This window comes from Mycobacterium sp. 1245499.0 (genome assembly GCF_001673615.1).
GTDB lineage: Bacteria > Actinomycetota > Actinomycetes > Mycobacteriales > Mycobacteriaceae > Mycobacterium > Mycobacterium europaeum_A.
Genome location: NZ_LZMG01000389.1, coordinates 1 through 17,778, shown reverse-complemented (window position 1 = coordinate 17,778; position 17,778 = coordinate 1). Strand labels below are relative to the sequence as shown.

At 68.3% G+C, this 17,778-nt stretch carries 22 protein-coding genes; 11 read left to right on the top strand and 11 right to left on the bottom strand.

The window, feature by feature from the left end:
- The coding region (locus A5646_RS24185) for a DUF3099 domain-containing protein (protein WP_156765686.1) at positions 1-302 on the bottom strand (302 nt) is incomplete at its 3' end.
- Positions 303-372: 70 nt separating this feature from the next.
- Between A5646_RS24185 and A5646_RS24180 the strand changes: the two genes are divergently transcribed.
- Positions 373-612 carry a DUF3039 domain-containing protein gene (locus A5646_RS24180; protein WP_044485021.1) on the top strand — a complete coding sequence of 80 codons (240 nt, stop codon included), beginning with the start codon at positions 373-375 and terminating at the stop codon, positions 610-612.
- Between the two features lies 1 nt (position 613).
- On the opposite strand, the gene A5646_RS24175 is transcribed toward A5646_RS24180, so the two are convergent.
- Complete coding sequence (locus A5646_RS24175; RefSeq protein ID WP_066860718.1) at positions 614-1,618, bottom strand: YihY/virulence factor BrkB family protein; 1,005 nt, start codon at positions 1,616-1,618, stop codon at positions 614-616.
- A gap of 66 nt (positions 1,619-1,684) precedes the next feature.
- Positions 1,685-1,870: a hypothetical protein gene (locus A5646_RS24170; protein ID WP_007774888.1), complete on the bottom strand. Its 186-nt coding sequence runs from the start codon at positions 1,868-1,870 to the stop codon at positions 1,685-1,687.
- A 131-nt stretch (positions 1,871-2,001) separates the two neighbouring features.
- Here A5646_RS24170 and A5646_RS24165 point away from each other — a divergent pair, with 131 nt between their 5' ends.
- On the top strand, positions 2,002-2,361 hold the full coding sequence (locus tag A5646_RS24165) for a DUF952 domain-containing protein (protein ID WP_066879762.1): 360 nt from the start codon (positions 2,002-2,004) through the stop codon (positions 2,359-2,361).
- Here A5646_RS24165 and A5646_RS24160 read toward each other — a convergent pair.
- The 3 genes from A5646_RS24160 to ppgK form a co-directional block, all read right to left on the bottom strand.
- Positions 2,316-2,723 (bottom strand): RidA family protein, encoded by a 408-nt coding sequence (locus A5646_RS24160; RefSeq protein WP_066879765.1) that lies wholly within the window; start codon positions 2,721-2,723, stop codon positions 2,316-2,318. The two genes, A5646_RS24165 and A5646_RS24160, sit on opposite strands and share 46 nt — an antisense overlap.
- Before the next feature lie 125 nt (positions 2,724-2,848).
- A complete protein-coding gene (locus A5646_RS24155; RefSeq protein ID WP_156765685.1) occupies positions 2,849-4,378 on the bottom strand; it encodes an RNA polymerase sigma factor in 1,530 nt (509 codons plus the stop codon).
- A gap of 174 nt (positions 4,379-4,552) precedes the next feature.
- Complete coding sequence (gene ppgK / locus A5646_RS24150; RefSeq protein ID WP_066860703.1) at positions 4,553-5,362, bottom strand: polyphosphate--glucose phosphotransferase; 810 nt, start codon at positions 5,360-5,362, stop codon at positions 4,553-4,555.
- Between the two features lie 101 nt (positions 5,363-5,463).
- On the opposite strand from ppgK, the gene A5646_RS24145 reads away from it, so the two are divergent.
- The gene (locus tag A5646_RS24145) at positions 5,464-6,339 is read left to right on the top strand and encodes an inositol monophosphatase family protein (RefSeq protein WP_067024730.1); all 876 of its coding nucleotides are present in this window, start codon (positions 5,464-5,466) and stop codon (positions 6,337-6,339) included.
- Positions 6,340-6,348: 9 nt separating this feature from the next.
- On the opposite strand, the gene cei is transcribed toward A5646_RS24145, so the two are convergent.
- Positions 6,349-6,999: an envelope integrity protein Cei gene (gene cei / locus A5646_RS24140; protein ID WP_066860698.1), complete on the bottom strand. Its 651-nt coding sequence runs from the start codon at positions 6,997-6,999 to the stop codon at positions 6,349-6,351.
- Positions 7,000-7,192: 193 nt separating this feature from the next.
- Here cei and A5646_RS24135 point away from each other — a divergent pair, with 193 nt between their 5' ends.
- Positions 7,193-7,495 (top strand): DUF4193 domain-containing protein, encoded by a 303-nt coding sequence (locus A5646_RS24135; RefSeq protein ID WP_036468275.1) that lies wholly within the window; start codon positions 7,193-7,195, stop codon positions 7,493-7,495.
- 9 nt (positions 7,496-7,504) lie between these two features.
- Here the strand turns inward: A5646_RS24135 and A5646_RS24130 are convergent, their stop codons facing one another.
- On the bottom strand, positions 7,505-7,990 hold the full coding sequence (locus tag A5646_RS24130; RefSeq protein WP_066860695.1) for a DUF3093 domain-containing protein: 486 nt from the start codon (positions 7,988-7,990) through the stop codon (positions 7,505-7,507).
- Positions 7,991-8,015: 25 nt separating this feature from the next.
- On the opposite strand from A5646_RS24130, the gene dut reads away from it, so the two are divergent.
- Both dut and A5646_RS24120 read left to right on the top strand, forming a co-directional pair.
- Entirely contained in the window at positions 8,016-8,480 is a 465-nt protein-coding gene (gene dut, locus A5646_RS24125; protein WP_066879778.1) for a dUTP diphosphatase, read from the top strand.
- The gene (locus tag A5646_RS24120) at positions 8,480-9,244 is read left to right on the top strand and encodes a DUF3710 domain-containing protein (protein WP_369806987.1); all 765 of its coding nucleotides are present in this window, start codon (positions 8,480-8,482) and stop codon (positions 9,242-9,244) included. The genes dut and A5646_RS24120 overlap by 1 nt, the downstream gene beginning before the upstream one ends.
- 72 nt (positions 9,245-9,316) lie before the next feature.
- Here the strand turns inward: A5646_RS24120 and A5646_RS24115 are convergent, their stop codons facing one another.
- Positions 9,317-10,015 (bottom strand): hypothetical protein, encoded by a 699-nt coding sequence (locus A5646_RS24115; RefSeq protein WP_067024736.1) that lies wholly within the window; start codon positions 10,013-10,015, stop codon positions 9,317-9,319.
- Positions 10,016-10,152: 137 nt separating this feature from the next.
- On the opposite strand from A5646_RS24115, the gene A5646_RS24110 reads away from it, so the two are divergent.
- Together A5646_RS24110 and A5646_RS24105 are read left to right on the top strand one after the other, a co-directional pair.
- On the top strand, positions 10,153-10,521 hold the full coding sequence (locus tag A5646_RS24110) for an OB-fold nucleic acid binding domain-containing protein (protein WP_066860686.1): 369 nt from the start codon (positions 10,153-10,155) through the stop codon (positions 10,519-10,521).
- A gap of 53 nt (positions 10,522-10,574) precedes the next feature.
- Positions 10,575-11,231, top strand: a complete 657-nt coding sequence (locus tag A5646_RS24105) for a DUF3159 domain-containing protein (protein ID WP_066879784.1) — start codon at positions 10,575-10,577, stop codon at positions 11,229-11,231.
- 56 nt (positions 11,232-11,287) lie between these two features.
- On the opposite strand, the gene A5646_RS24100 is transcribed toward A5646_RS24105, so the two are convergent.
- Together A5646_RS24100 and A5646_RS24095 are read right to left on the bottom strand one after the other, a co-directional pair.
- Positions 11,288-11,962 (bottom strand): TrkA family potassium uptake protein, encoded by a 675-nt coding sequence (locus A5646_RS24100; protein ID WP_066860680.1) that lies wholly within the window; start codon positions 11,960-11,962, stop codon positions 11,288-11,290.
- Between the two features lie 37 nt (positions 11,963-11,999).
- Positions 12,000-12,665: a TrkA family potassium uptake protein gene (locus tag A5646_RS24095; protein WP_156748749.1), complete on the bottom strand. Its 666-nt coding sequence runs from the start codon at positions 12,663-12,665 to the stop codon at positions 12,000-12,002.
- Positions 12,666-12,781: 116 nt separating this feature from the next.
- Here A5646_RS24095 and A5646_RS24090 point away from each other — a divergent pair, with 116 nt between their 5' ends.
- From A5646_RS24090 to A5646_RS24080, 3 genes are all read left to right on the top strand, one after another.
- Entirely contained in the window at positions 12,782-14,776 is a 1,995-nt protein-coding gene (locus tag A5646_RS24090; RefSeq protein WP_066860676.1) for an APC family permease, read from the top strand.
- Positions 14,777-14,817: 41 nt separating this feature from the next.
- The gene (locus A5646_RS24085; RefSeq protein ID WP_067024723.1) at positions 14,818-16,005 is read left to right on the top strand and encodes a class I SAM-dependent RNA methyltransferase; all 1,188 of its coding nucleotides are present in this window, start codon (positions 14,818-14,820) and stop codon (positions 16,003-16,005) included.
- A gap of 231 nt (positions 16,006-16,236) precedes the next feature.
- A complete protein-coding gene (locus A5646_RS24080) occupies positions 16,237-17,709 on the top strand; it encodes a cation:proton antiporter (protein ID WP_066879790.1) in 1,473 nt (490 codons plus the stop codon).
- The last annotated feature ends 69 nt before the right edge of the window (positions 17,710-17,778 follow it).

Genomic DNA, 17,778 nt, shown 5'->3' with positions numbered 1-17,778 from the left:
CGCGGCGGCCGATCGTTCGCGATCAGCACGGCCATCCAGGGCAACGGGATGGAGGCCGCCACGATCGCCAGGGAGATCAGCCCGTTGTGCCACGCGCCGTAGGCGACCGCGGCCAGGATGAGCGCCGGGATGCGGAATGCCATCAAAGTCAAGTACTTACGGACCCGCGCGCGATGCTGCTCCTCGTACGAGGTCGCGGCGGCGGTGATGAGCACCGGGCGGCTCTTGTGGCCGTCGAAGTCATCGAACCGGTCGTCGAACCCCGGATCGGAGCCGTGCTTCATTTCTCCACTGTCCCACAACTCGCCGATTCCGGCTCGGACGGTTTCTGGGCCGCGCGCAGCGCCCGGCGAGCAGTGCACAATGTCAGATATGCAGACCCAAACGATCGAACGCACCGAGACCGACGAACGCGTCGACGACGGGACCGGCAGCGACACCCCGAAGTACTTCCATTACGTCAAGAAGGACAAGATCGCGGAGAGCGCGGTCATGGGCAATCACGTCGTGGCGTTGTGCGGCGAGGTATTTCCCGTCACCAAGGCGGCCAAGCCGGGCTCACCGGTCTGCCCGGACTGCAAGCAGATCTACGACCGGATGAAGAAGGACTGACCTAGCCGGGCGGCTCCGCCGGCGCGACCTCGCGTTGCGCGGTGATGGGATTCTTGGTCACCGGATTGGACAGCGTGTCCGCCGCCTTCGCCAGCGCGGGCGAGCGCGACAGCAGCCATCTGCGCAGCCTGTGCGCATGCGTCCTGGGCGCGGGGAATTCCTCCTGGATGGCGGCATTGAGTTCGGCGCCGATCATGATCGCGAAGCCCCCGAAGAACGAGAACAGCAGGAATGCGATCGGCGTCGAGAGCGCGCCGTAGGTGTAGCCCGTACTGGTGATCCACTGCAGGTAGATCCGCAGGCCCAGAGTGGCGATCACAAACACCGCGGTGGCCAGCGCCGCGCCGAAGATCAGCCGATGCGTCGGCAGCGGCTCCGGCAACGACACGCGGTACAAGATCACGACCCCGATCATCAAGACGAGGATCAAGGCCGGGTAGTAGCCGTAGCGCAGCGCGTTGGCCAGGCTGACCGGAATGTGCTCACCCACCTTGCGTGGCCCTTGGACCACCAACGGCGCCGTCGCCACCACGAACACCAACCCCACCACGTACAGGAACAACGCGAACAGGCGTTGGCGCACCGGATGGCGCAACGGCGTCTGGTCGTGCGCCTCGACCACGGAGTCAACGAACGACGAGATTGCCGACGACCCCGCCCACAGCGAGATGATGAAACCCAGCGACACCACTTCGCCCCGGGCGTTGTTGGCGATGTCGCGCACGGTCGGCTCGATGATCTCGTTGACCACGCTGCGGGAGAACACGCTGTGCGCCGTCGAGATCAGCTGACGCAGGATGCTGGGCAGCATGTCGGGGCCGAACAGCGGAGCCACATACGCCAGCGTGCCCAGCAGCCCGAGCAGCAACGGCGGAAGTGACAGCGCCGACCAGAAACCAGCCTGAGCCGACTCCGAGAAAATCGAGTCGTCCCAACTCTTGGAAAGAGTCCTCAGGGTGATTCGCCAAATGTGGTGGCGCGACGGTTTTGCGACCTGCTCGCTCATACCCGTCCAGCATTACCGAAGATCGCTCGCACCGCCCACATTGGCGATGGGCGAGTTCGCCGCGGCTTAGCTTTCGCTGAACTCCAGCACGGCGTCCAGCTCGGTCAGCTTCGCCTCGTGCTCGTTGGCGTGGTGCTGGCAGAAGAGAAGCTCCAGTCCGGAAGGCAGCTTGGCGCGCACTCGGGCCGCAGCACCGCAGCGGTCGCAGCGGTCGGCCCGGGTCAGTTCTGGACTCGTCAGAGTTGCATTCATGGCTTCTCCGTTCTCGTACATTCACTTTCTCAGACGTATGGCGTTTTCGCCTTGTTCCCCGATCGTTATCGGGTGTGTCGTTTCTCACGGCCTGGTCAGGTTTGGTTTGGGCGATCTCTAGGGTTCGAAGTGTGACCTTCGCCTCGGACGTCCTGGTGCATCTGTGCGGAACCGAGCAGTGGGCGCGGGCCCGCCGGCTGGGCGGCATCCGGCCGGAGGACGCCGGCGGTGGTGCGTTCATCCATCTGTCGACGCCCGAGCAGGTGCACCTGCCGGCCAACCGGCTCTACCGCGGCCGCGGCGATCTCGTCCTGTTGCACATCGACCCGGCGCTGCTCGCCGCGCCGGTGCGGTGGGAGCCGGGTGTACCAACCGATCCCGAGTCGATGTTGTTCCCGCATCTGTACGGCCCGCTGCCGGTGGCCGCCGTGGTCCGCGTCACCGCCTACCCGCCGGCCGACGACGGCACCTTCGCGCCGGTGTCGACGTAGGCGTCGGCTTCGATCTCCACCAGTAACTCGGGCGCGATGAGCGCCGAGACCTCGACCATGGTGGCCGCGGGCCGGATCGCGCCGAAGACCTGCTCGTGCACCGCTGCCACCTCGCGCCAGCGCGAGATGTCGGTGACGTAGATGCGGGTACGCACCACGTCGGTGAGCGCCGCCCCCGCTTGGCCCAGCGCAATCTCGATGCGGCGCAACGTATCTCGAGTCTGGGCGGCGATGTCGCCGGCGGGCCCGGCGCCGGTCGTTCCGGCCACCGCCACGTGCGGCCCGACGCGCACCGCGCGCGAGTAGCCGACCGCCGACTCGAAGTCGGAGCCGGACGAGACCATTGTGCGGTTGGTAGGCATGCGCCTCACGGTACGACGGCAGAGCCGCCACCGCAGCCGAATTTCTCGGCGGCAGCGCGCGTTTGACTTACCGGGTCACACCGACGTCGAGATGGCTTGCGCGCCAATCGTTTCGGTGCGAACGGCTAATCGAGGTAGTCGCGCAGCACCTGGGAGCGGCTGGGGTGGCGCAGCTTCGACATCGTCTTGGACTCGATCTGGCGGATGCGCTCACGGGTCACGCCGTAAACCTGCCCGATCTCGTCCAGCGTGCGCGGCTGGCCGTCGGTGAGGCCAAACCGCAGGCGTACTACGCCCGCTTCGCGCTCCGAGAGCGTCTCCAGCACCGACTGCAGCTGGTCCTGCAGCAGCGTGAACGACACCGCGTCCACGGCCACCACGGCCTCGCTGTCCTCGATGAAATCGCCCAGCTGGCTGTCGCCCTCGTCGCCGATGGTCTGGTCCAGCGAGATCGGCTCGCGGGCGTATTGCTGGATCTCCAGCACCTTTTCGGGCGTGATGTCCATTTCCTTGGCCAGCTCCTCGGGCGTGGGCTCGCGGCCCAGGTCCTGCAGCAGCTCGCGCTGGATACGGCCCAGCTTGTTGATGACCTCGACCATGTGCACCGGGATACGGATGGTGCGGGCCTGGTCGGCCATGGCGCGGGTGATGGCCTGCCGGATCCACCACGTCGCGTACGTGGAGAACTTGTAACCCTTGGTGTAGTCGAACTTCTCGACCGCGCGGATCAGACCCAGGTTGCCCTCCTGGATGAGATCCAGGAACGCCATGCCGCGACCCGTGTAGCGCTTGGCCAGCGAGACGACCAGTCGCAGGTTGGCTTCCAGCAGATGGTTCTTCGCGCGATCACCGTCGCGGCAGATCCACATCATGTCGCGACGCTGGGCGGCGGGCAGTTTGTCGCCGCGCTCGGCAAGTTCGGTCATCAGCTGGGTGGCGTACAGCCCGGCCTCGATCCGCTTGGCCAGCTCAACCTCTTCCTCGGCGTTGAGCAGCGCGACCTTGCCGATCTGCTTGAGGTAGGCGCGAACCGAGTCGGCCGAGGCCGTCAGCTCGGCGTCCTTGCGGGCCTGCCGCAACGCCTCGGACTCGTCTTCGTCCCACACGAAATCGCCGGAGGCCTTGTCCTTTTCGGACGGCTCGGCGATCTCCTCGTCCTCCTCGGCCGCGGCGTCGGCGGCCTTGGCGGGCTTGGCTGCGGCCTCTTCCTCGGGCTCGTCCTCGCCTTCGGCCTCGTCGGCCTCGACCTCCTCGGCGTCCTCGCCGTCGGACGCTACGTCCTCCTCGAGGTCGTCGAGGGACAGGTCGGTGTCGATGTCGAGGTCCTCGCCGGGCTCACCCTCGAGGTCGGGCTCGTTGTCCAGATCCTCGACGGCACCGTCGGAATCGAGGGCGTCGGGATCCGCCGGGCCGCCCTTGGCCGCCTTGGTTCCGCGCGCGGTCGGCGTCTTGGCGCCGGCGCCCTTGGCCGCAGCGCGCGTCTTCTTGGGATCGTCGGCCTCGGTGGACGGCGATGCCGCCTTGGCGGCCCGCTTCGCGGGCGCCGAGCCGTTGGCAGCCTTGGCCGCCGGTCGCTTGGCGGGGGACGACGGAGACTTCGTGGCGGTGCGTTTCACCGGCCCATCCGTTGCCGGGCTTGCTTTCGTCGCTGCCACTTACACCCCTTCGTTTGGGCTCACTCTCGGTGGGTAGTGGGCATGGTTAACCGAAAGTGTCTGCTATGTCGATGTCGGCGTTGGTATCAGCGTGTAGTCGCACGCTGTCGGTTGGGCATTCGCCGAGCACCATTGTAACGACAGTGCGGGGTCCTACGGCTCTGCCGGGCGAAATCAGTGCGTCACGTCCGAGGTGGCGGCCATCGCCGCGCCGACGATCCCGGCCGTGTTGAGCAGGGCCGCGGCCACCACCGGGGTGCGGTTGGTCAGCAGCGGTACCCATTTGTCGGCCTTGCGGCTGATGCCGCCGCCCGCGATGAACAGGTCAGGCCATACCGCGTTCTCGATGCTCACCAGAACCTTGGTCACCTGCTTGGCCCACTTTTCGTAGGACCAGCCGTTGCGCTCCTTCACCGAGGACGCGGCCCGCTGCTCGGCCTCCTTGCCGCCGACCTCGAGATGGCCGAACTCGGTGTTGGGAATCAGCGTCCCGTTGTGAATCACCGCCGAACCGATCCCGGTGCCGAAGGTCAGCAACACCACCAGTCCCGACTGGCCTTTGCCCGCCCCGTAGTGCTCCTCGGCCAGCCCGGCCGCGTCGGCGTCGTTGAGGACGACGACGTCCTGACCGTCCAGTTCGGCCCTGATGATGTCGCGCGCGTTGGTGCCGATCCACGCCTTGTCCACGTTGGCCGCCGTCTGCACGACGCCGTGCGTGACGACCCCGGGATAGGTCACTCCCAGCGGGCCGGTCCAGCCGAAGGCGTCGACCACCTCGGCGATGGTCTTGGCGACCGCCGCGGGCGTCGCGGGCTGCGGGGTCAGCAGCTTCACCCGCTCGCCGATCAGCTGCCCCGTGTCCATGTCGACGATGCCGCCCTTGATGCCACTGCCGCCGACGTCGATGCCGAAGCCGCGGCGCTGTGGCCTGCCGTCGCCGGCGGCGATGCCGGGCGTCTCCGTGGTCGAGTCGGTGCTGGTCATCGAATCTCCTCGGCGTGACTGGGCTGTCCGCTCACCTTAGCGCCGCGGCGGTGCGGCCCGCGGCGTCTGCGCGACCCCGGCGACTGTGATCGGATAGACCGGTGACCCCTTCCGATGACGAGCTTGTGGGGCTGCGATCGGTCGCCGAAGCCTTGGCCGCGGAGGCCGCCGCGTTCGTGAGGCGTCGGCGGGCAGAGGTTTTCGGCGCCGACGCGGGCTTGCGGACCTCCGACAGTGGCGCGGTGCGATCGAAGAGCACCCCGACCGACCCGGTGACCGTGGTCGACACCGAAACGGAACGGCTGCTGCGTGACCGGCTGGCCGAATTACGGCCCGGGGACCCGATTCTCGGCGAGGAAGGCGGCGGTCCCGACGATCCGGCGGGCACGCCGGCCGGGACGGTCACCTGGGTGCTCGATCCCATCGACGGCACAGTGAATTTCGTCTACGGCATCCCCGCCTACGCCGTGTCGGTCGGCGCCCAGGTCGACGACGAATCGGTGGCCGGGGCGGTCGCCGACGTCGTCGGGAACCGGGTGTACTCGGCGGCGCTGGGCCTGGGCGCGCATGTCGCCGACGACGAGGGGACGCAGCCGCTGCAGAGCGCCGCCGTCGACGATCTGTCGATGGCGTTGCTGGGCACCGGTTTCGGCTATTCGCGCCAGCGCCGCGCGGCACAGGCGGCGCTGTTGGCGCGCATGCTGCCGGTGGTCCGCGATGTCCGCCGGATCGGCTCGGCGGCACTGGATCTGTGCATGGTCGCCTCGGGCCGGCTCGACGCCTTCTACGAGCACGGTCTGCAGGTGTGGGATCGCGCCGCGGGGGCGCTGATCGCCTCCGAGGCGGGAGCTCGGGTGGTCCTGCCCGCGCCCGGAGCGGCCGGGGCGGGCTTGGCGCTGGCCGCCGCGCCCGGAATCGCCGACGAACTGCTGGCCGTGCTGGAGCGCTTCAACGGCCTGGATCCGATTCTGGATTGACCGCCCGCGTCAGCAGCTGCTGGCGTGAATCTTGGCCAGCAGCGTGGGATCTGAGGGTTCGGTGGCGCCGGGACGCAGGGTGGCGAGCACGGCGTCGATGTCGTCGTTGTGCGCCAGCGCGCTGAAGTCGGTGCCCAGCGCCAGGTCGACGGAGTCGTCGGCGCGGTTGTCGTTGAACAGTTCGGTGCACGGTGCGACCAGCCACACGGCGGCCGCGGTGGCCTGTCCGGCGGTGCCGAAACGGATTTGGCCCTGACAGGTGAGCCTGGTGCCCGCATACAGGGGGTCGTTGGCGGCGGTCGGCTGGGCGAAGCCGAGGTCCTTCATGGCGCCGGCGACGTCGCCGGCCTGGCCGCCTCGGCCGCTGGCGTTGAGGACGCGAACCTTGGTGTCGGCCAGCTTGGCGGGCGTGACGTCCATCATGGCGCTGCGGGACACCTGCTCGCCGAGCTGGGCCGGCGCCGAACCGGCCGACTGCGGCGGGGGATTGCACACCGCGGCCTCGTGCACCTTGGCGGGGCGCGTCAGCGCGATCGTCCAGACGACGCCGGTGGCCACTGCGAGAAGAACCACCACGATGATGGCGGGCCGGGGGTTGCGGCGCCGAAAAGGCCGACCGTGCTTGTCAAACGCTGTACCCTCGGTGATTTGCGTGACCACAGGTGCACTCTAGCCGCACGCTAAACCCACTGTTCAGAGACGAGCGCAAGGGTGAAAATAGAGGTGTGACGTAAATCACACCTTAATGGGCCGCGATACGGGCACGAATCATTTGGTGGATGCGTTCGACGCTGGTACAAAGCGATGCTTGGATATCGCGGGCATGCAGAGGCAATAGGGCAGGGGAAGAGATATGCCTACCGACTATGACGCTCCACGGCGCACCGAGACGGACGACGTTTCGGAGGACTCGCTGGAGGAGCTCAAAGCGCGACGGAACGAGGCGGCTTCGGCCGTCGTCGACGTCGACGAATCTGAATCCGCTGAGAACTTCGAACTGCCGGGTGCCGACCTGTCCGGGGAAGAACTGTCGGTGCGCGTGATTCCGAAGCAGGCCGACGAGTTCACCTGCTCGAGCTGCTTTCTAGTGCAACACCGCAGTCGGCTGGCCAGCGAGAAGAACGGCGTGATGATCTGTACCGACTGCGCGGCCTGATAGCTGCACCTACCGTGTCAGGGCCGACAGCACCCGCTCGGGGTGACGGCAGCTCACCAGCCAGTACGGCGTCGGATCGTCCGGGTCGTCGAGCACGACCAGGATCATCGGCCCCACCCATGCCCTGTGTAGGACGTACGCGGCCGGGTCGAGCTGGCGGCCCAGCGCCGCGGACTTGGCCGACGGGGCTATCTGCGCGGACCGGGCGATCGCGGTGACCGGCAGGTGCGCCGGACCGGCCCACAGCTGCACTTCGCCGGGCACGGTCGGGTCGCCGGTCACCCGGATCTCGATGCGGCCCAGCCACAACAGCGCCGCGGCCGCCACCGCGAACAGCGCCGCGTACGGCCACCAGGTCGATTGGCGGGTGACGCCCATGTTGAATTCGAAAGCGATGATGCCCGCGAGCGCAAAGGCCGGTGGCCACCACCACCACGGGACCCACAATCGTTCGCGATACCGCACGTTGTGCGGCGCGACGCGCGTATCGGACACGCAGTCAAGGGTAGTCTGTGCCCCCGTGTCGACCAGTCTGGCCATCGTGCGCCTTGACCCCGAGCTTCCGCTGCCCAGCCGCGCCCACGAGGGCGACGCCGGGATCGATCTGTACAGCGCCGAAGACGTCAAACTCGAGCCGGGGCGGCGCGCCCTGGTGCGAACGGGGGTCGCAGTCGCCATCCCGTTCGGCATGGTCGGCTTGGTGCATCCGCGGTCGGGTTTGGCTGCGCGAGTGGGACTTTCGATCGTCAACAGCCCGGGTACCATCGACGCGGGCTATCGCGGCGAGATCAAGGTTGCGCTGATCAACCTGGATCCGACCGATCCGATCGTGGTGCACCGCGGCGATCGCATCGCCCAGTTGCTGGTGCAGCGAGTCGAATTAGTGGAGTTGGTCGAGGTGTCGTCGTTCGACAAGGCCGGGCTGGCCGAAACATCCCGTGGCGATGGTGGTCACGGTTCCTCCGGCGGACATGCGAGTTTGTGATGGCATTCAGTAAGCGCACACCCAAAGACGACGACGCCACCAGCGCCGACACCTCGACGGCCGACGAGGTGGCGGCCCGCGACGCCGACGAGCCGGCCCCCGAGGAGCTCGAAGGACCGTTCGACATCGAGGACTTCGACGACCCGGCGGTCGCGGAGCTGGCCCGCCTAGACCTGGGCTCGGTGCTGATTCCCATGCCGGAGGCCGGGCAGCTGCAGGTCGAGCTGACCGAAACCGGTGTGCCGAGCGCGGTCTGGGTCGTCACGCCCAACGGCCGGTTCACCATCGCCGCCTATGCCGCGCCGAAGACGGGCGGCCTGTGGCGTGAAGTGGCCAGCGAGCTCGCCGAATCGCTGCGCAACGACTCGGCCCAGGTGAGCATCAAGGACGGCCCGTGGGGTCGCGAGGTGGTGGGCACCGCCACCGGCGTCGTGCGCTTCATCGGCGTCGACGGCTATCGCTGGATGATCCGCTGCGTCATCAACGGCCCCCACGAGACGATGGAAGCCCTGGAGCAGGAGGCGCGAGCGGCCTTGGCGGACACCGTGGTTCGGCGTGGCGACACGCCGCTGCCGGTGCGCACGCCGCTGACCGTGCAGCTGCCCGAGCCCATGGCCCAGCAGCTGCGCGAAGCCGCCGCCGCGCAGCAGCAGGCCGCCCAGCAGCAGGCCGAGGGGCAGCAGGCGCCGTCCAACGAGCCGGCCGCGCGTCGCAGCGCCGACGGGTCGGCCATGCAGCAGCTGCGCACCACCACCGGCGGCTGACCCGGCTTCGTGGCGCTGCCGCGGATGCGGCAGCAAGATCCCAGCCGGGCGCTGCGGGTCGCCACCAGCGGGCTAGAGGTCGGCCAGCGCGCTCAGGCAGGCCGCACCCAGGGCGGCGGGATCGGCCCCGATCTGATCGAGCGTCACCGTGCGCAGCGCCGCGCGCGGCGCCGCCGCGACCCAGTCGATTCCGGCCTGTAACGGGTGGATCGGGTCGTCGACCGCGGACGCCACCCCCAGCGGCGCGGCCAGCCCGGCCAGCTCGTCGCAGCTCGGCGCGACGTAGGCGGCGGCTTCTTCCATGGCGTCGGGTAGGTGTGGCCACTGGGCGCCCCACGACCGGGTCAGCTCGTCGGCCAGCCACGGCGGGCTGGACGCCCGCATCTGCGTTGTGGTGGCCGCCAGTCCGTCGGCGCGCAACTGTGACGCCGAATACCGCGCCGCCAGCGCCGCGGGCGCTGCCCCGGGGGCGCCGGCCCAGGCCGGCAGCGCGGCCATCACCGCGATGGTGCGGTCGGGATGGACCAGCGCCCAGGCGGCCGCCACCGCCGCGCCGATCGAGACCCCGCCCACCGCGATCGGCCCGCCGTGCGCCGCGCCGTCCAACGCCGCGAGATAGCCCTCGATCAACCGGTCGGGCCGCGGCGGCGGGGTCACCAGCAACGCCCCAACCTCGGATAGGGGACGGGAAAACGCCCGGTGAACGTAGTCGTCGTCGGAGCCGGTTCCGGGCAACAACACCGTCGTGACACCGCGCAGATCGACCACCACCACTAGATAGTGCCCCGCCGTTCATGCGCCCTCCAACACGAGGTTTGAGTCGGTTGGCGCTGGGGAACCAAGAGGTCTACGGTGTCCGTTGGCATAAATGGAAGCGTCGAGGCTTATCAGCATTGTCAGGAGTGGCCATGGGGGCCCAAGGGTATCTGCGCCGGCTGACCCGTCGGTTGACGGAGGATCCGGAGCAACTCGATTCGGAGGAACTGTCCGACGAGGTCGCAAGCACCGGCGCGCAACGCGCGATTGATTGCCAGCGGGGCCAGGAGGTCACGATGGTGGGCACGCTGCGAAGCGTCGAGTGCAACGGCAGGGCCTGTTCCGGCGGGGTCCGTGCCGAGTTGTTCGACGGTAGCGACACCGTCACGCTGGTGTGGCTGGGGCAGCGTCGCATTCCGGGCATCGACTCGGGCCGCACGCTGCGGGTGCGTGGGCGCCTCGGCAAGCTGGAGAACGGTAACAAGGCGATCTACAACCCGCACTACGAAATTCAGCGGTGACTGACCCCGAAGATCCGGGGGCAATCCCGCTGGAGTCGGGCACGTCCGAACTCATGAGTACCAACCGCATTAGCCCGGAACGCCTGCTCGCACAGGCGGGCGGGGTCAGCGGTGTCATCTATTCCTCGCTGCCGGTGGTGGTTTTTGTCATCGCCTCGAGCGTCTCGGGATTGGTTCCCGCGATCGTGGCCGCGCTGGCGGTGGCCGCGCTGATCCTGGTGTGGCGGCTGATCCGCCGCGACTCCCCGCAGCCGGCGTTCTCGGGTTTCTTCGGGGTCGCGCTGTGCGCGCTGATCGCCTACCTGCTGGGCGAGTCCAAGGGCTATTTCCTGCTGGGCATCTGGATGTCGCTGGTGTGGGCGGTCGTCGTCGCGGCGTCGGTGCTCATCCGCCGGCCCCTGGTGGGTTACGCGTGGAGCTGGGCCACCGGGCGCGGCGACCGCTGGCGCGAGGTGCCGCGGGCGGTCTACGCCTTCGACGTGGCGTCGGTGGGTTGGGTGCTGGTGTTCGCCGCGCGGTTCGTAGTGCAGGGACTGCTGTATGACGCCGACCGGACTGGTTGGCTGGCGGCGGCGCGGATCGGGATGGGCTGGCCGCTGACCGCGCTGGCCGCGCTGGCCACCTATGCGGCGATCAAGTCGGCGCAGCGCGCCATCGCCGCAGCCGATGCCCCCGCGGTCGAAATGGAGCCCGGCGCCGTCACCGACTGATCAGTCCTGATGGTGGCGACCCGCTACGCCCGGCTCCGCCGCGCTGGCGATCGCCACTAGCCGCCCGGGCTGTGGCTGCCCAGCAGCAGCTTCTGCAGGTCCTCTTCCGCCTCGGCGACGGCGACGAACAGCAGCTCGTCGCCGCCCTCCAGCGGCTCGTCCTCCTCGGGCACGATCACGCGCGGGCCACGCAGGATCGTCACCAGCGAGGTGTCGCGCGGCAGCTGCAACTTGCGCACCGGCTTGCCGCCCCACGGCGTGTCGTCGGGCAGGGTGATCTCGACGAGGTTGGCCTGGCCCTTGCGGAATTCCATCAGCCGCACCAGATCTCCGACGGCGACGGCCTCTTCGATGAGCGAGGCCAGCATGCGCGGCGTCGACACCGCCACGTCGACCCCCCACGCGTCGGTGAACAACCACTCGTTGCGAGGGTCGTTGACCCGGGCCACCACCCGCGGGACCGCGAACTCGGTCTTGGCCAGCAGGCTCAGCACGACGTTGGCCTTGTCATCGCCGGTCGCGGCCACCACCACGTCGAACTCCTGCAGGTGCACCGACTCCAGCAGGCTCAGTTCGCACGCGTCGCCCAGCCGCCAGTGCGCGGCCGGGATCGCGTCGACGTCGACGTGATCGGGGTTGCGTTCGATCAGCGTCACGTCGTGGCCGTTGCCGATGAGTTCCCGGGTGACCGAGCGCCCGACCGCGCCGGCGCCGGCGACAGCTACCTTCATCGGCGCAGCTCCTCAACAAGGTGTTCGGTCGAATTCATCACAGCTCTTCGCTCGGTGGTAGCGCGGCGATGGCCACCGCCTCGGCGGCGCGGCCGGAGATCGCGGCCACATAAACCTGGTCGCCGGCCTGGATCACCGATTTGGGCTCCGGCAGCACGCCGGCGCCGAACCGGATCAGAAACGCGACCCGGGCGCCGGTGGCCTGCTCCAGGTCGGTGACCCGATGCCCGATCCAGTCCTCGTGCAGCACGACCTCGGACACGGCGACGGTGCCGGTCGGATCGCGCCACTTGGCCGTCTCCGACTCGCGCAGCAACGCGTTGAGCAGGCGGTCGGTGGTCCAGGGCACAGTGGCGATGGTGGGAATGCCGAGCCGCTCGTAGACCTCGGCGCGCTTGGCGTCGTAGATGCGGGCCACGACCCGCTTCACGCCGAAGGTCTCGCGCGCCAGTCGGGCCGAGATGATGTTGGAGTTGTCGCCGGACGACACCGCGGCGAACGCGTCGGCCTCCTCGATGCGGGCCCTCAGCAGCACGTCTCGGTCGAATCCCTGCCCCAGCACCCGCTCGCCGGCGTATTCAGGGCTGAGCCGGTTGAAGGCGGTGCTGTCCCGGTCGATGACCGCGACGTCGTGACCGATGCGGGAGAGCCCGTCGGCGACCGATGAACCGACCCGGCCGCAGCCCATCACCACTACTCGCAACTTGAGGTCCTCTCGGCCGCGTCAACCGGCAACCCACGTCGGCCAGCCGTTTCGGTCGGCGAACATTCTCCTACGAACGCTACCGCCAAACCCGTCTGGGCTTACTCTTGGCTCTCGTGTCCAAACTTTCAACCGCCACTCGTCGGTTGCTTATCGGCCGGCCGTTTCGCAGCGACCGGCTGAGTCACACCCTGCTGCCCAAGCGGATCGCCTTGCCGGTGTTCGCCTCCGACGCGCTGTCCTCAGTGGCGTATGCGCCCGAGGAGGTCTTCCTGATGCTCTCGGTGGCCGGGGTGACGGCGTACGCGCTGACACCCTGGATCGGGCTTGCGGTGGCCGCGGTGATGCTGGTGGTGGTGGCCAGCTACCGCCAGAACGTGCACGCCTACCCGTCCGGTGGCGGCGACTACGAGGTGGTCACCACGAACCTCGGCGACACCGCCGGCCTCGTGGTCGCCAGCGCGCTGATGGTGGATTACGTTCTCACCGTTGCGGTCTCGACGGCCTCGGCGATGGCGAACATCGGTTCGGCGATCCCGATCGTGGCCGAGCACAAGGTGTTCTTCTGTGTGGCCTCCATCCTGCTGGTGATGGCGCTGAACCTGCGGGGGGTGCGCGAGTCGGGGGTGGCGTTCGCGGTGCCGACGTACGCGTTCATCATCGGGGTCCTGGTGATGATCGGCTGGGGGCTGTTCCGGATCTTCGTGTTGGGTAATCCGCTGCGGGCCGAGTCGGCCGGTTTCCAGATGCACGCCGAGCACGGCCAGGTCGTCGGTTTCGCCCTGGCGTTCTTGGTGGCGCGGTCGTTTTCCTCGGGGTGTGCGGCGCTGACGGGTGTCGAGGCGATCAGCAACGGGGTGCCGGCGTTCCAGAAACCCAAGTCGCGCAACGCTGCGACCACCCTGCTGATGCTCGGTGGCATCGCGGTGACGCTCTTGATGGGCATCATCGTGCTGGCCCAGAAGATCGGGGTTCAGCTGGTCGAGGACCCCGCGACGCAGCTGGGCGGCGCGCCGAAGGGCTACTACCAGAAGACCTTGGTCACCCAGCTCGCCCAGACGGTGTTCGGGAGCTTTCACATCGGGTTTCTGCTGATCGCCACGGTGACCGCGCTGATCCTGGTGCTGGCGGCCAACACCGCGTTCAACGGGTTCCCGGTGCTCGGCTCGATCCTCGCGCAGCACAGCTACCTGCCGCGCCAATTGCACACCCGCGGAGACCGATTGGCGTTCTCCAACGGCATCCTGTTCTTGTCCGGGGCGGCGCTGCTGGCGATCATCGCGTTCCGCGGTGAGGTCACCGCGTTGATCCAGCTGTACATCGTCGGGGTGTTCATTTCGTTCACGCTGAGTCAGATCGGCATGGTCCGGCACTGGAGCCGGTTGCTGCGCACCGAGACCGATCCGCGGGCGCGGCGCAAGATGATGCGCTCGCGGGTGGTCAACACGGTCGGGTTGCTGTCCACCGGCGCGGTGCTGTTGGTGGTGTTGGTGACGAAGTTCGTCTCCGGCGCGTGGATCGCCCTGTTCGCGATGAGCCTGCTGTTCGGCGTGATGAAAATGATTCACCGGCACTACAACACCGTGAACCGCGAATTGGCCGAGCAGGCCGCCGCGCAGGACGACGTGGTGTTGCCCAGCCGCAACCACGCCGTGGTGCTGGTCTCGAAATTGCACCTGCCGACCCTGCGTGCGCTGGCTTACGCCAGGGCCACCCGGCCCGACGTTCTCGAGGCGGTGACGGTCAGCGTCGACGATGCCGAGACCCGCGACCTGGTGCACAAGTGGGAAGAAAGCGATATCAGCGTCCCGCTCAAGGTCATCGCCTCGCCGTATCGCGAAGTCACCCGTCCCGTCCTGGAATACGTCAAACGGGCCAGGGAGGAGTCCCCGCGCACCGTGGTGACGGTGTTCATTCCGGAGTACGTGGTGGGCCACTGGTGGGAGCAGGTGTTGCACAACCAGAGCGCCCTTCGGCTCAAGGGGCGGCTGTTGTTCATGCCGGGCGTCATGGTGACTTCGGTTCCGTGGCAATTGAGTTCGTCGGAACGACGCAAGACCTTGCAGCCGCACGTGGCGCCGGGTGACGCTCGCCGGGGAATCTTCGATTGACCCGCGAATCGACCCGCGCGTCGCGCGCGTCGGCGCCCCCGGTGGGGGAGCTGACGTTGACCACCGATGCCCCCGCCAACGGCGGCAGCTGCGTCGCCCACCACGAAGGCCGCGTGGTGTTCGTCCGGTACGCGCTGCCCGGCGAGCGGGTGCGGGTCCGGGTCACCGCGGATCGTGGATCCTATTGGCACGCAGAGGTTCTCGAGGTCCTCGAGCCGGCGCCGGGGCGCACCGCGTCGCAGTGCCCGATCGCCGGGGTGGGCGGTGCCGGCTGTTGCGACCTGGCGTTCGCGGCGCCCGAGGTCGCCCGCGCACTCAAGGCCGAAGTGGTGGCCAACCAGCTCGAGCGCCTGGGCGGGCATCGCTGGAGCGGTGAGGCCGAGCCCTTGGCGGATTCGGCGCCGAGGGGGTGGCGCACCCGGGTCCGGCTCGACGTCGGACCCGACCGTCGACCCGGCTTTCACCGGTATCACAGCGACGACTTGGTGACCGACCTGCGCTGTGCGCAGCTGGCGCCCGGCATGCTCGACGGGATCGACGACATCGAGTGGCCGCCGGCGGCGCAGCTGCACGTGGCCGTCGACGACGACGGCACCCGCCACGTCGTGCGCACGCTGCGGCAGGGCAGGCACACGGCGACCAAGGTGATCCAGGGGCGCTACGAGGCGGTGCAGCGGGTGGCCGGGCGCACCTGGCAGGTGCCGGTGACCGCCTTCTGGCAGGCGCACCGCGACGCGGCGGGCGTCTACAGCGACCTGATCGCCGACTGGGCACAGCTCGGCGCTGGGATGCGCGCGTGGGATTTGTACGGCGGCGCAGGCGTTTTCGCCGCCGTGCTCGGCGACGCCGTGGGCCGCTCCGGGCGGGTGCTCAGCGTCGACACCTCGCGCGGCTCGACCCGCGCCGCGCGGGTCGCCCTGGCCGATCTGACCCAGGTGCAGATCGTCACCGACTCGGTGCGGCGCGCGCTGGCCGCGCAACGAGACCGCGCCGCGAAAGCCGATGTGGCGGTGCTGGATCCGCCGCGGGCGGGAGCCGGGCGCGAGGTCATCGACCTGCTGGCCGCCGCCGGCGTCCCTCGCGTTGTGCACATCGGTTGTGAGGCAGCATCGTTCGCCCGTGACGTCGGGCTCTACCTCAAACACGGTTACACCGTGGAGAAGATCAGGGTGTTCGACGCGTTCCCGCTGACCCATCACACCGAATGCGTGGCGCTGCTGACCCGCTAGGGAGTCTGTCGCGACGACGGTCCTCCTGGCGCATCACCGCAATGCCGCCCGGGTGAGTGTCACGACCGGCTAGACTGCGTCGCGGTGTGCCGGGAAGTCTGGTCGGCGATGTCTTGAAGGAACACTGTCGATCGATCGAAAGGCCCGCGTGCATACCATCAAAGAACGGGCCGTGGCTGTCGAGTCTTGTCGAACGTGTGCGCGGGACGTGCTCACCGGGTTGCTGCCGTCGTGAACGAGACTGTTCGTTACGCGCTGTTGGTGTTGCTCTCCAGCGCGGTCGGTTTGGTTGCGGTGCTGGCGAATCGGCTAACCGAGCGGGTCAAGGTCCCGGTGCCATTACTCGTGTTGGTCGGAGCGGCCGTCGCGGTGCACGCGGTGCCCGCGGTGCAGCCTCCCTCCGAGCGGGTCGTGGAACGGGTCATCACCATCGCGCTCGTGCTGGTGCTGTTCGACGGCGGCATGCATATCGGGCCGGCGCGCTTCCGCGCGGCGGCGGCCCCGATCCTGTCGGTGGGCGTCGTGGGCACCGCCCTCACCGCAGCAGGGGCGACACTGGTGCTGCACTACGTATGCGGAATCAGCTGGTTTCCCGCGGTGCTCGTGGCCACGGCCGTGGCGCCGACCGATCCGGCCGTGGTTTTCTCCGTTTTGGGCAAACGCGAGATCAGCGGCCGCAGTGGCACCATCCTGGAGGGCGAGTCGGGTGCCAATGATCCGGTCGGCATCTCCTTGATGTCCAGCCTGATCGCCGCCGGTGGCCTCAGTGCAGCCGGATTCGCCAGCGTGGGAACACAATTCGCTCTACAGATGGCGGTCGGCCTGGCCGTCGGGGTGCTCGGCGGTCGCGTCCTGCTCGTCTTCATGCGTCGCGTCGCCTTGCCGAGCGAAGGTCTCTATTCGCTACGAACGCTGGCATCCTGCCTGATGTTGTACGGCATTGCCACGCTCGCGCATGGCTCGGGATTTCTGGCCGTGTTCGTCGCCGGCATTGTGATCGGCGACGCCCGCGCGCCCTACAAGCCGGAGATCAAGCGATTCCACGCCGCCCTGGCGGGTCTTGCGGAAATCGTCGCGTTCGCCATTCTGGGTTTGACCGTCGATCTCAATGTCCTTGCCCATCCTGATGTGTGGGGTTGCGGGCTCGTCCTCGCCGTGGCCCTAACCGTGCTGATTCGGCCGTTGGCGGTGGGCTCCTGCTTGGTTCCCGTGCGATTGCGGCGAAACGAACGGGCCTTCGTTCTTTTCGCCGGGCTCAAGGGCGCAGTGCCCATCCTGCTGGGCGAGTTCTTGCGCGCTGCTCACGTCGCCGACGCCGAACGCCTCTACGGCATCGTGGTCGTCGTCGTCGTTGTCTCGGTGCTGGTGCAGGGCAGCTCGGTGCCTGGTGTCGCCAGGTTGTTGCACCTGCCCATGCGCACGGTGGAGACCCGGCCATGGCAGATAGGTGTGCGACTCGCCGACGAGCCGCAGGGGGTTCATCGCTTCAGCGTCGCGACCGGTTCCGTCGCCGAGCGTTCCACGGTCGAAGGTCTCGGCGACCGCGTCGGTGACATCTGGGTGAGCATCGTGGTCCGCGCGACCGGCCTGGTGCCGGTGCGGGGCGACACCGAACTGGAGGCCGGGGACGAGGTCGTCATCCTGGCCGACCCCGACCTTCATGACACGCTCGCCGGACTGTTCGGCCCCGCGCAGCAGCGATGAACGTCGCCACGTTCGTCAGTAGTGTTCTCCACAGCGCTGCGTAGACTGACTGGATGCTGGAACAGATCC